This window comes from Sphingopyxis witflariensis (genome assembly GCF_002205635.1).
Lineage (GTDB): Bacteria > Pseudomonadota > Alphaproteobacteria > Sphingomonadales > Sphingomonadaceae > Sphingopyxis > Sphingopyxis witflariensis.
Genome location: NZ_NISJ01000001.1, coordinates 102378 through 114412, shown reverse-complemented (window position 1 = coordinate 114412; position 12035 = coordinate 102378). Strand labels below are relative to the sequence as shown.

Below are 12035 nucleotides of genomic sequence, written 5' to 3'. Positions count from 1 at the left end.
CCGGCGATGACCCGAGTCGAAATTGCGCCGGAATGAATCATTTTCGTCCCCAAAGCGTCGATGGATGGAAAAAGGGTAATGTTAGGCGTTGCGGGGCGATGAAGTGCTGGCTATAGCGCCCGCCTAGGCCAGACTGTTGCTAGCGCGACAGGCCATGCGGAGGCGTGGGTGAGTGGCTGAAACCAACGGTTTGCTAAACCGTCGTACTGGTAAATCCGGTACCGAGGGTTCGAATCCCTCCGCCTCCGCCATTTTTGTGATCGCGCCCGTTCGGGGCCGTTCACAAATCATTGATTTTCTAAGGTTAAACCGATTCGCTAAGGCGCGACGCGTTCGCGTGCGTCCGCAGGCGTCCGCGTTAATCCATGGTACGGTCCATGGTATCGGTCCGGTCGTCCATGGTATCGGAGGCGAGCGTGCTTAACGACGGGAAGATCAAGGCTGCCAAGCCACGTAAGGCCGCCTATCGCCTCGGAGATAGTGGGCAGCTTTACCTTCAAGTGACTCCTTCTGGCGGCAAGCACTGGCGGATGAACTATACCTTTGGGAGAAATTTAGCAGGAAAGCCGATCCAGAAAACGCTCAGCTTTGGCTCTTATCCGGCCGTTACCCTCTTGAACGCGCGCGCTAAGCGCGATGAAGCGAAGCGCGTGCTGAGCCAGGGAAGGGACCCAGCAGAAGAGCGCCGCGCTGCCGAGCTGGCTCAAGCCAGCGAAAGACAGAATAGTTTCCGGGCGGCCACGGAGGCGTGGTTCGAACTTCATAGCGGGTGGTCGCTCGAAAAACTCCGCGAATCGGCCATGCTGAATGCAGGCAAATGGTCGTATGCTCAGGCCGATCGCTGGACGACTGATCCGCACGCCCGCTGGTCAGCTGTGCACTCCAGCGATGTTCTGGTCAGCCTTGAGCGCGACGTACTTCCGCTGATCGGTGGCGAGCCGATCGCAGAATTGAAGGCCCCGGCGGTATTGGCTCTTTTGCGCGCGGTCGAAAAGCGAGGGGCGATCGAGACGGCACATCGTCTACGACAGCGAATTTCTGCGGTGTTTGTATATGGAATAGCGGCAGGGCTTTGCGACGGCGACCCTGTAGCAACGCTTTCCAAGGCATTGAAGCCCGTTCCTGAATCGAAGCATCAGCCGTCAATTGTTGACGAAGAGCGCGACCGGGAAGGCCGAATCAGCGCAGTTCGTCAGATGTTATTAGATTGTGAGGCGCAACGATGTCGGGGCCAGACCAAGCTGGCACTTCGATTGCTCGCCCTAACAGCAGTGCGGCCGGGAGACTTGACGGGCGCTCGATGGACTGAATTTGTCGATCTTGGTGGAAAGGCGCCGACGTGGGTTGTTCCGGCATCCCGAATGAAGGGCATAAAGGCGAAGAAGGGGAGTTCTGACTTCGATCACCATGTCCCTCTCTCGCGGCAAGCGATCGACGTGCTGGATCAACTCAGGCGGCTGACCGGCAAGTTTCAATTTTGCTTTCCGGGCGAACGGCAGGTCAGCCGGTCGATATCGGAAAACACGTTGAGGGCCCTCCTCATTCGCGCCGGTTATCATCAGCGCCACGTCCCGCATGGTTTTCGAGCTGCTTTCTCAACGATCATGAATGAACGCGCAAAAGAGCTGGGCCAGGACGGAGATCGTGCCGTGATTGATTTGATGTTGGCGCATGTGCCTCAAGCCTCGGACAAGAGAAATTCGCCCGGGACGCTCGTCTCAGGGTCGGAGGATGCATATAATCGCGCAGCATATATGCCGCGGCGACGGCAGCTTGCACAGGAATGGGCCGATATTCTGTTCGAGGGTTTCTGGCCGGCGGAGACGTTGCTCGAAGGTCCGATCCGATGGGCCGCGAATGGTCCGGGGAGACCGCGGTAATACGGTCTGCTCCTCGGCTCGGGGCAACGTCAGCCAGGCTGCAGTTCCTCACGCCAACGTTTAACTTCCGCGAGGCTCCATCGGGAAGATGTTCCGCCCGGTTTGAAAGGTTCAGGAAATTTGCCTTGGCGGATGAGGTCATAGATTTTGGTTTTGCCAAGGCCCGCGATCCGCTTAACTACGTCGAGTGGCACCAACGGATCGTCAGGCTCCGACGGTGCTGGCGTGACATTGTCAGTTTTTGAATTGCTGCCGCATCGCAGGCACGGACTGTATGATTCATGCTTCTTAGGTTGGTTTCTATCGAGCGCCTCAGCTATCAGTTCCAGTGCGGAGGGGCTTGCCGATATTAGTTTTGCCAATTCTTCTACGAGTGCGCTCTCCCCGCCGAACCCGGCAGAGGCAGGGGCTTGCTTCGACTTGCGAGGGCTGATGGCCTTTGAGTACATGCCATAAAGATAGCAATTATATGAGATTGAGCATGGGGGGGTGACATCCCGATAATGTTGCATGGGTCATGGCGAGATTTGAGCTCTCATGCATGGAGGGCTATTCGAGAAGGGTTCGCCTTCCATTTCGCGCAGTAGTTTGGCGGCATGAAAACGTGCATTACGCTGATGAAGCGATTATAGTCGCTCGACGATTCAGGAGATGACAATGGCGAAGAAACAGGCGGTTCAGCGCGAAAGAACCCTCACGCTGGGTCTCGTCCAATTCGCGGCCATCAGCGCGGTTGAGGGCATTCGTCTGACGGACAGCGCAAAGCGCGAATTCCGGGCGGATGACCATCGACGCGCTACGTCCGCCGAACGCAGGCAGCGCATCATCGAGAAATATGCCGCGAAAGCCTGAACTCGACCGTGTATGAGGCTTTCGACGATCCTTACTGTTATCCAGGCACCGACGTTCTTCGTAACCGGCTGGATTTGACCAATGCCGCCGATCTCGAAGCGTTTGAAACCGAAATCACGGCGGCCCGCGCTACAGAGCCCCTGCCAGACGGAAGGTGAACCGCCCCGGGATTGCCGGAGGCCCCAACTCCTGAGAGGAAGGGCCTACGATGAGCAAGACAACCAACAAGTTTTCACCTGAGGTTCGCGCACGTGCGGTACGGATGGTGCTGGATCACGAAGGCGATCATCCATCACGGTGGGCAGCCATCGTATCGATCGCAGCGAAGATCGGCTGCGTGCCGCAGACGCTTCATGAGTGGGTGAAGAAGGTCGAGGTCGATAGCGGCAAGCGCGCCGGTGTTCCGACCGAGATGGCTGATCGCCTCAAGTCCCTTGAGCGCGAGAACCGCGAGTTGCGCCAGGCCAACGAGATCCTGCGCAAGGCGTCAGCATATTTTGCCCAGGCGGAGCTCGACCGCCCGTTCCGGAGATGACTGCCTTCATTGATGAGCATCGTGAGGTTTATGGGGTCGAGCCGATCTGCCGGGTTCTGCCGATCGCCCCATCCACCTACCACGAGCGTGTCGCTCAGCGACGAGACCCTGGAAGGCTATCAGATCGTGCCCGGCGCGATCGTGATCTGAAGCCCGAGGTGGTCCGTGTTTTTGCTGACAACTTCGGCGTTTACGGGGTGCGCAAGGTCTGGCGACAGATGAACCGCGAGGGCTTCGCCGTCGCGCGATGCACCATCGAGCGGCTGATGCGCGACCTGGGCTTGCAGGGTGTAATCCGGGGCAAGCCGGTGCGCACGACGATCAGCGACAAAGCCGCGCCTTGCCCGCTCGATCAGGTGAACCGGCGGTTCCATGCGCCGGCGCCCAATATGCTCTGGGTGTCAGACTTTACCTATGTCGCGACATGGGCCGGCTTCGTTTATGTGGCCTTCGTCATCGACGTTTATGCCCGCTATATCGTGGGTTGGCGGGTCAGCAGGACGGCGCATGCGAGCTTCGTCCTGGATGCCCTTGAGCAGGCCATCCACGATCGCCGACCGGCCCATCGTGGCGGGCTGATCCACCACAGCGATCGCGGCAGCCAATATGTGTCGATCAAATATACCGAGCGCCTCGCCGAGGCCGGGATCGAGCCGTCGGTCGGGAGTGTTGGCGACAGTTATGACAACGCCTTGGCCGAGACGATCAATGGCCTTTACAAGGCCGAGGTGATCCATCGGCGAGGTCCGTGGCGATCCTTTGAAGCTGTCGAATATGCCACGCTCGAATGGGTCGACTGGTTTAACAACAGGCGGCTGCTTGAGCCTATCGGTAACATCCCGCCCGCCGAAGCCGAAGAACGATACTATGCCATGCTGGACGACGTCTCCATGGCTGCGTAACTTAAACCAAATGGCCTCCGGCAGTTCCGGGGCGGTTCAAAATGGAATTCAGGTTGGATATCCCAAAGCTGGGAACCGCCAAGGTTTGCGATAACGGAAACTCTGAGGTCTGGCTCGATCCAAGCGTTTGCCCTTTTCTTAGTTGCTTTGATTAGATCCTGGCCCGGAACATTTGCTTTTTTGGCATTCAACGCAATAAAAAGCCGAAGGTCATGCGGGTGCCCCTCCCGGCTAAATGCCGGTGGATACTGTGACGTGATCCAGACGGCCGATCGCGCCACGAGGATTAGCTTCGCGGCGTCTTTATTCCGAGACCCGGCAAGGGGGCCAAACCAACGTTCATGGCGCTTTGGCCATCCCGTTCGCCCTGATACGATATTTGGTAGTAGCCGCGAAAACGATAGTAGTCGCAGACCCGCAAACGCAATTTGTTCGCCGCCCGTCACGCCTCCGGCTACCGTCGTGGTAAGGAATACCCGCATCTCGCTTCGAAGCTTGGCATTTTTTGGATCATGATCCTTCAATGTGTCAAACGGCGTTCAAACGGGACCCCCGATCGGCGTCGAAGAAGGACCCCCTTGCGGATATGATAGGGGTTTGTCGAGGTGAGCCTTGCGCTGCGTGCGGCGGAGGGCGGGCGTAGCCCGCCCGGAGGCGCACGCAGCGCAAGATAGATTTTTGAAGGCGGCGAAGGTGGCGGTCAGCTGCGGTTTTTGAAGCGCCAGCTATCGTTGCCCGTCTCGACGATATCGCAGTGGTGGGTGACGCGGTCGAGCAGCGCCGTGGTCATCTTGGGATCGCCGAAGACGGTGGGCCACTCGCCGAACGCGAGGTTCGTGGTGATGATGACGCTGGTGCGCTCATAAAGCTTGCTGATGAGGTGGAACAGCAACTGCCCTCCCGAGCGTGCGAACGGCAGATATCCAAGCTCGTCGAGCACGATCAGGTCGAGCCGCGACAGCTGCGCCGCCAGGGTCCCGCCCTTGCCGATCCGGGTCTCCTCTTCAAGGCGTGTCACCATTGAGCGGAGCCATTTTGATCCGGCGGATAAGCGGCGTGTCATGACAAGGGTCATGTGCGGTTGAATTGACAGTCTAGGGTGCTGGAAGGCTGTTCGATCTGGCCGCCAAAGGGGCGAGCCGGATAGCCGATCAGATCAGAAGCGGCATACCGTTCGCCGACACCGATCCGTCGATCGTTAAAATGCCGAGGCATATGGCCTGAGTGATCAGATGCGCCCGATTGCGAGCATTGAGTTTCAGTCGCAGATTCTCGATATGTCGTTCGACGGTTCTGGGAGCGATGCTGATTTCGATCGCGATCTCTTTTGCCGATTGTCCCATCGCGACAAGTTCTAATATTTGATGCTCACGAGTAGTAAGATGCGGCTCCGAAAAAAGTTGGTCCCGTTGCACAGCTATTCTCCCATAGCGCTCTTAGCGCGGACGAACAGCGACCCGTGGCATTTATCGACTTGGAATGTTCATACCATCGTATTTTTGCGATCATGTGACACCGCTGCCGCGACACAGTGGAACGCGGCGACCTTTTTGCACGATCAGAAAAAATATCCCTAGCACATTATGAATCGAAAATGCGGTAAAATTCAACTTATCTGTGCCCTCGGAAAACACCCACGTATTTTCCCTACGCTGATCGTGCACGCCAATTCCTACGCGTTTGACCGGATGGACTAAAGTCGGCCCAGCCAACACTATGCCCTCATAAGGGGTCGCCGCAGAAGTCCAATTTCTGATTGGGGAGAAGTGGCGTGCAAGAGTTACGGGCCGGTTTGCGCCCTGGAGCGCACGGTCAAGAAATCGAGCTTCGGTTCCGCAAAGGCGAAATCATCTTCTTTCAGGGCGATCGCAGCGACGGCTGGTTCGAAGTCGTGTCGGGCATCGTGCGAACTTGCCGTTTCCATATCGACGGGCATCGCCAGTTGACAGGATTCTACTACAAGGGTGATGCATTCGGGGTCGAATGCGGGCGGCGCGAAGCTGCAGCCGAGGCAGTGACCAATGCCATTTTGAGCCGCCATTTCGCAGCGGCGGGGGAACTGGAATCATCGTCGCAGAACCACGCTCTCGAACGGGCGTTGGAGAGCGCCAACCAGTGCATTTTCCTGCTCGGCCGCCGGAATGCGAACGAGCGGGTTGCCGCCTTCCTGCTGATAGCTGCGGAGCGGCTTGAATCACCCGAAAGCATCCCTCTGCCGATGCCGCGAAGCGATATCGCAGACCATCTCGGGCTAACCATCCACACTGTCAGCCGTACGATTTCAGGCTTCGTTCGTCGCGGACTGATCGAGTTGGACGGGCCGCAGATGTGCCGGATCATCGATGTCGAGGGCCTGATGGCTGTCGCGGGCGAGGAGGTCGAGGCTGCTATCGAGCGATTGCATACGGCTGGGCCGTCGAGCGTTGCCGTTCATCCCCGGGGAGAGAGACTATGACAAAGAGCTGGGCCACGCCGTTGTTGTTCCGCAGCTGCACGGTCGTCGTTGGCTTGTCCGCCATGGCTGTCACAGCTCGTGCAGAAGCGAGCACGTTACCAGCGCTGGAATGCCAATGCGCCAATCTGGCCTTTCTCGATGTCAGCGCGTCATGGGGTGGGGCTGCGTCGGTTCTGTCTGACGGCGCGGCGCAGGAAGCGCTTGCCGCAACGGTTTCCGAGACGGGCGAACAAAGGCGGATCATCGACGAGCAACGGCAATTGATCGACAGGCAAAGTGCGATGATTGACGAGCAGCGCGACCAGATTGAGAAGATGCAGCAACATCTTGCCCAGCAGCAGATCCAGGTCGACAGGCTGAGCTTGCTGGCGCTCGCGGACCGGCCGCTTGATTCGATGCGTGGCGCCGGACTGGCCCAGGGCATCGATCCGGCTCTTCCGGGGCCGGGGTCCAGCATGGTTTCCTTGCCCGACAGTCCGGTTGGCGAAGCGCCCCCCCCTGAACCCAGGACAGAGGAGCGCGTGGCGGCGGTGCCCGAAGGGCAGGGCGTCCTCACACCGGCCGGAAAGCTCGTCTTCGAGCCGTCCTTCGAATATACGCGGTCCTCGACCAACCGCTTGGTGTTCCGGGGGATTGAGCTGATCCCGGGAATACAGATTGGCTTGATCGAGGCAACCGACGCCGATCGCGACACCGTCGTCGGAACGGCCGCACTTCGCTACGGCCTCACGGATCGGCTGGAGGTTGAGCTCCGCGCGCCCTATCTTTTCCGTAACGACCGGATCGAGGTCGCCCAGCAGCGCGACGAGGGTATTGTGCGGCAAATTGCGCTGAGCGAACATGGGATTGGCGATGCGGAGTTCGCCGTGCGTTATCAGTTCAACCGGCCGGTGGGGCAAAAGCCGATCTTCATCGGATCGCTCAGGGTCAAGTCCAACACCGGCAAGGGGCCGTTCGATATCGGTTATGATGAATTTGGCGTCGCGACCGGCCTGGCCACCGGTTCGGGATTCTGGGCGGTTCAGCCCGGCGTCAACTTCCTGATGCCATCGGACCCGACGGTGATTTATGGGGGAATGGCCTATTTGTATCACATCCCGCGGGATGTGAATAAACTGGTCGGCGATGTTCTGGTCGGGCGCGTCGATCCGGGAGATGCGATTTCGGCCAATCTGGGCTTCGGCTTCGCGCTCAATCCGCGCTTTTCTTTCTCACTCGGCTATCGCCACAATTATATTTTCCCGACGAAATCCGAAATCGGCGAGACCCATCAAAAATCCAAATATCTTCATGTCGGGTCGCTGAACCTGGGCATGTCCTACCGCTTGTCGCTGCACGACGTGCTGAACTTTGGGTTCGAGTTCGGGGTGACCGAGGACGCACCTGACGTCAGCATCACGATACGGATGCCGTTCAACTGATAATCGGTCAAATCAGTTGCCGAGCGCTCCGAGAGAGCCGGCGCTCACTGCGTTTCCAACGGCGTCGCTGATCCGCGTCATCGCGAGGGCGTCACGAAAGCCGTCATAGCCCGAGATGTCGAGCGTCGCGTCCACTTGCTGGGCCAGGTTCACGCCGCTGGCAGTGTTGATCAGGACGTTCTGGATCGCGTCAGTCGAATGGATGAGTGCTGTCTGTCCGTCATTGGCGAGAAATACCGATTCATTGCCAATTCGCATCTGGATGCCGCCGCTGGTCAGTATCCCGGCCTGGACATGCGCTGCGTCGGCCGCAGTGAGCGAGGGCGATACGAAGCGATCGACCGTGGCACCATTCGCCGTCCAGCTGACGATCGTGCGCAAGGCGAGCTGGTCATTGACAAAGCTACGAATGTCGGCGCCAAACGAGATTTGCATGTCGTTCCATGAAAAGCCGCCGCGCTGGGTCGCCAGAACCTCGTCCGACACCGTCGCGGCATCGATGAGCGGATCTTCGGCGGCAGCCTCGCTCGCCGCCAGCAGGAGCGGGGCAAGGGCGAGGATATGGAGGTTCCTGGGCATGATAGTCCTCATTTCACCGTCCCGACGCGGACATCGAGTAGGATTTGCGGCGTCAGCTGATATTTCGGGGGCAGATTGGTGGTGAGATCGCCGGCCGACACATGCAACGCGCCATCTTCTTCAAGCGGTGCCTTGGACCACGGTCCCCAATCGCCGGCGAGGTTGAAGACGGGGCGTCGGTCGGCTCCGTCCACGATCGCCAGAAGGATGCCATTCCAGTGCTTTTCGAAATCGCCAAGCGCATATTCGCTGAGGCCGAGTACCGAGTCGCCGGTCAGCACGCGATCGCCTTTTAGCCCTTTGATGACGACGAAATGTTTGAAGCCGTTGAGATCGAGAAGGGCGATGGTGGGGCGTTTCACGTCACGCAGCTGCTCGATGTTGATGCGAAAGCCTTCCGCGCGATAGCCGCGCGACTTCAGGTAATGCTTCATGTCGAGCATCGAAAATCCGACCTTGCGGATCTCCTCGCGGTCGCCGACTTCCCACATCGCACGAAAAGGCGCCGTTTCCGATGTCGGCTGGCCATAGTGAAAGGTGAGGAGGGTCGCGATCGCCGCAGACCCGCAACTGAAGTCATAGCGTTGGCGAACGACGGAGCGGAACGGGATATCCCACCAGGTCATCACCTGGACGGCGTAGCTTCCGCCGGCCTCATTGTTGCCCAATCGGACTTCGGCCGCAGCGGGCGGCGCCATCTGGGTGCATAGGGCACCGGCGATCAAGGCGAATAACGGTCGCATGCGCCGATCAGTTGGCGAGGTTGATGGTCAGATTCATACCGCTTTGCACGCTGACCTGTGCGCCTGTATTAATCAGAAGATTGCCGACGCCATTGAAGTTGGACAGGGCGTTGTCGCTTAGCGTGACCGCGCCGGCGGCATAGTCGCCGTTCAGAATATTGCCGCTCGTAATCGCGTTCAGCGTCTGGTTGGTGATCACCAATGTTTCGCCACCGCGCAGCGAGTCCAGTTCGTCGTTGGTCAGCATGGGCGATTTGGGGTCGCTAGGGGCCTGGGTCGTCGATGTCGCCGCCGACATGCTAGCCGCATCGACCATCGCAGTGTCCGACGGGTTGTTGGGCGCGGTGGTTTGTCCAAGCGCCGGTGCGGAAAGGCTCGCCGCAGCCAGGGCGGCGGATAATATCAAATATTTCATGGCGAGACGCTCCTGTAAGGCTCGCAAACAGGATGACCGGCCGCCCGGATCGGGCGAACCGGCCATCTCCGGGGGGCTCAGTCTCCGCCGTCTCCGCCACCGTCAGCGGCTGCACAGCATTCGCCGAAGGACACGGTGCCCTGGGCTGCAATGTTGGTTGCCGCCTGGGTATTGGCATTGATACCGGTGTTCCAGGCTGCGTTCATGATACCCGCATAGGCGGCAAAGGCATTGCCGCGGATCGAGTTGTTGCCGCTGTTGTAGCCGACCGGAGTTTCGGACCCGTCTTCACCATCCAGATCGACGACTTCGTCCAGATATTTGTTGGTGTTGACTGCATTCAGGGACTGGCTGGCAATGACGAAATTGTTTCCGTTGCCGGATCCATTGCCGTCATTGTCCTGGTCATCATCCGAATAGGTGTCGGCGGCATTGTCCTGAACGAACAGGTCGATGAGGTCGTTCACGACGGTCGTGTCGCTACGGTTGCCCGACGCGCCGGTGGTGGTGTTGTCATTATCCTGATTCTGTTGCGCCAATGCCGGTACTCCGGCGACAGCGAGTGTCAGCGTCGACACCGCAAGCATGACTTTCCTGATCATGGTCTTTTCCTTCTTTCGCAAAAGGGGGTGTAGCGCGCCATGCCGGAAGACATGCCTGTTGCGGATCCTCCCCATTGTCCGCACCGATGCGAACAAGGCCATGATGGTCCGATGCAAGTCGCCCGGCTTTGCGAATTGGCAATGCCGATTACGGATAACTAACCAGACGGAATCGGTAGGCGATGCGCGCGCGCAATATTGTGACAGGCGCGCTCCGACGCGCCACGGGCCGAAAGGCCTGACTCTATGACGCGTCAATGGGCGAAGTGGCCGTTAGTGCGCGGTCAGCCGTGCCGCGCGGCGAGAAACTCCCGCTCCATCCATTCTGTAAAGCGCCGGCAAGCATCTTCGACGAGCTCGGTCGTCAAGGCGTAGCTGAAACGGATAAAACGGTGTCCATTTTCGGGATCGAAGTCGACACCCGGTGCGGTAGCCAAGCCTGTTTCGGCGAGCAGCTTTTTGCAAAATGCGATGCTGTCGTCGGTCAAATGGGCAATCGAAGCATAGATATAGAACGCGCCGTCCGAGGGGGCGACATCGGTAATGCCGAGTTTCTCCAAAGTCGCGATCAGCAGGACCCGATTGCGACGATAAACTTCGACGCGCGCGTCGAGTTCGGGTTCGCAGTCGAACGCCGCGAGCGCTGCATGCTGACTGAGGGCGGGGGGAGAGAGGAAAAGATTTCCGACGCGCGCGCGCGCCGCGCTGACATAGGGCTTCGGGCAGACGAGCCAGCCGAGGCGCCAGCCGGGCATGCCATAATATTTCGAGAAGCTGTTGATGACGAATGCGTCAGGATCATAGCTCAGCACCGAATGGGTTTCGATCCCATAGCTCAGGCGATGATAGATTTCGTCGGAGATGATCTGGACGTTGCGTTCCTTGCAAGCCGCAACAATGTCGGCAAGTTCGTGCGGCGGGATGATCGTACCGGTCGGATTGGCCGGGCTGGCGACGATCAGGCCGTCGGGAGCCTCCGCTGCCTCGCGAATGTGGCGGGCGTTGATCTGGAAACGATCCTCTGCGCCGCAGGCGACCTCGACCGGCGCCATTGAGAGCGCGCGCAGCGAATTGCGATAGGCGACATAGCCGGGCCTCGCTGTCATGACGCGACTGCCTGGCTTGAAGACGGTAAGAAGCGCGAGGACAAGCGCGGGCGACGCGCCGCAGGTCAGGATAATCTGTTCGGGGCCGACATCGACGCCATATTGTTCGCGGTAATGGCGGGCGATGCGTTCGCGCAGTGGCGCGCTTTCCCAATATCCCATCATGCTGGCGTCGTTGCCGAGCGCGTTGATCGTCGCGGCGACGGCGCCCTGCGGCGCGCCTTCGGATGGCTGGCCGAACTCCATATGGATGATCGATCCGCCGTCGCGGCGCATCTTCTGCGCCAGCTGACTGATCTCGATGGCGCGAAACGGGGCGATATCGTCGGTGATGCGGTTGTGCGTCATAGCGGCAATCAATTTCCAGATTGGGAAGAGGGGATGCCCCGCTCGTGCCGCTTCAGCCGGTTTAGTCAAGTCCGCGGCAATATTAAGATGCCGTTAGATCGCAGGAATGGCATGGCTGCGTCCGGCGATGATTGGGGAAGCGGCGGCCGGTCGCAGGGGGGGAGCCAAGCTCAGCTACGGGTCGTGACAGTATCTCT

Annotated in this window: 11 protein-coding genes, 1 tRNA gene, 1 pseudogene and 1 other annotated feature; of the genes and pseudogenes, 5 read left to right on the top strand and 8 right to left on the bottom strand. The window is 59.2% G+C overall.

What is annotated here, in order from left to right; genetic code table 11:
* Window positions 1-158 precede the first annotated feature (158 nt).
* Window positions 159-251 (top strand) — tRNA-Ser (locus tag CDQ91_RS00615).
* Window positions 252-416: 165 nt separating this feature from the next.
* Window positions 417-1880 carry a tyrosine-type recombinase/integrase gene (locus CDQ91_RS00610; RefSeq protein WP_237245761.1) on the top strand — a complete coding sequence of 488 codons (1464 nt, stop codon included), beginning with the start codon at window positions 417-419 and terminating at the stop codon, window positions 1878-1880.
* Window positions 1881-1909: 29 nt separating this feature from the next.
* On the opposite strand, the gene CDQ91_RS00605 is transcribed toward CDQ91_RS00610, so the two are convergent.
* Window positions 1910-2329, bottom strand: coding sequence for a helix-turn-helix transcriptional regulator (locus tag CDQ91_RS00605; protein ID WP_088470771.1), 420 nt, complete (start codon window positions 2327-2329; stop codon window positions 1910-1912).
* A gap of 208 nt (window positions 2330-2537) precedes the next feature.
* Here CDQ91_RS00605 and CDQ91_RS00600 point away from each other — a divergent pair, with 208 nt between their 5' ends.
* Complete coding sequence (locus tag CDQ91_RS00600; protein WP_088470770.1) at window positions 2538-2732, top strand: hypothetical protein; 195 nt, start codon at window positions 2538-2540, stop codon at window positions 2730-2732.
* Window positions 2733-2940: 208 nt separating this feature from the next.
* Window positions 2941-4169 (top strand): IS3 family transposase gene (locus CDQ91_RS00595; protein WP_088470769.1). Its coding sequence is split into 2 segments (ribosomal slippage): window positions 2941-3229 and window positions 3229-4169, totalling 1230 coding nucleotides; the frame shifts between segments, so codons are not numbered across the junction.
* Window positions 3222-3338, top strand: a sequence feature (AL1L pseudoknot). Its footprint overlaps the gene before it by 117 nt.
* A gap of 700 nt (window positions 4170-4869) precedes the next feature.
* Here CDQ91_RS00595 and CDQ91_RS00590 read toward each other — a convergent pair.
* Window positions 4870-5190: pseudogene (locus CDQ91_RS00590) on the bottom strand (ATP-binding protein); the annotation flags it as partial.
* Window positions 5191-5320: 130 nt separating this feature from the next.
* Complete coding sequence (locus CDQ91_RS00585) at window positions 5321-5584, bottom strand: helix-turn-helix domain-containing protein (protein WP_237245760.1); 264 nt, start codon at window positions 5582-5584, stop codon at window positions 5321-5323.
* A gap of 356 nt (window positions 5585-5940) precedes the next feature.
* On the opposite strand from CDQ91_RS00585, the gene CDQ91_RS00580 reads away from it, so the two are divergent.
* On the top strand, window positions 5941-6624 hold the full coding sequence (locus CDQ91_RS00580) for a helix-turn-helix domain-containing protein (protein ID WP_158213583.1): 684 nt from the start codon (window positions 5941-5943) through the stop codon (window positions 6622-6624).
* A gap of 1433 nt (window positions 6625-8057) precedes the next feature.
* Here CDQ91_RS00580 and CDQ91_RS00570 read toward each other — a convergent pair.
* From CDQ91_RS00570 to CDQ91_RS00550, 5 genes are all read right to left on the bottom strand, one after another.
* Window positions 8058-8624, bottom strand: coding sequence for a hypothetical protein (locus tag CDQ91_RS00570; protein ID WP_088470766.1), 567 nt, complete (start codon window positions 8622-8624; stop codon window positions 8058-8060).
* Between the two features lie 8 nt (window positions 8625-8632).
* Window positions 8633-9367 carry a C39 family peptidase gene (locus CDQ91_RS00565; protein ID WP_088470765.1) on the bottom strand — a complete coding sequence of 245 codons (735 nt, stop codon included), beginning with the start codon at window positions 9365-9367 and terminating at the stop codon, window positions 8633-8635.
* A gap of 7 nt (window positions 9368-9374) precedes the next feature.
* Window positions 9375-9848, bottom strand: a complete 474-nt coding sequence (locus CDQ91_RS00560) for a hypothetical protein (protein WP_158213582.1) — start codon at window positions 9846-9848, stop codon at window positions 9375-9377.
* An 11-nt stretch (window positions 9849-9859) separates the two neighbouring features.
* Window positions 9860-10501, bottom strand: a complete 642-nt coding sequence (locus CDQ91_RS00555) for a hypothetical protein (protein ID WP_144036645.1) — start codon at window positions 10499-10501, stop codon at window positions 9860-9862.
* Between the two features lie 167 nt (window positions 10502-10668).
* On the bottom strand, window positions 10669-11823 hold the full coding sequence (locus CDQ91_RS00550) for a pyridoxal phosphate-dependent aminotransferase (RefSeq protein WP_088471378.1): 1155 nt from the start codon (window positions 11821-11823) through the stop codon (window positions 10669-10671).
* Between the last annotated feature and the right edge of the window lie 212 nt (window positions 11824-12035).

Coding starts and splice junctions, on each gene's coding strand:
- CDQ91_RS00605 (WP_088470771.1), bottom strand. CDS start 2,329: ATGTACTCAAAGGCCATCAGCCCTCGCAAGTCGAAGCAAGCCCCTGCC.
- CDQ91_RS00600 (WP_088470770.1), top strand. CDS start 2,538: ATGGCGAAGAAACAGGCGGTTCAGCGCGAAAGAACCCTCACGCTGGGT.
- CDQ91_RS00570 (WP_088470766.1), bottom strand. CDS start 8,624: ATGCCCAGGAACCTCCATATCCTCGCCCTTGCCCCGCTCCTGCTGGCG.
- CDQ91_RS00565 (WP_088470765.1), bottom strand. CDS start 9,367: ATGCGACCGTTATTCGCCTTGATCGCCGGTGCCCTATGCACCCAGATG.
- CDQ91_RS00560 (WP_158213582.1), bottom strand. CDS start 9,848: ATGGCCGGTTCGCCCGATCCGGGCGGCCGGTCATCCTGTTTGCGAGCC.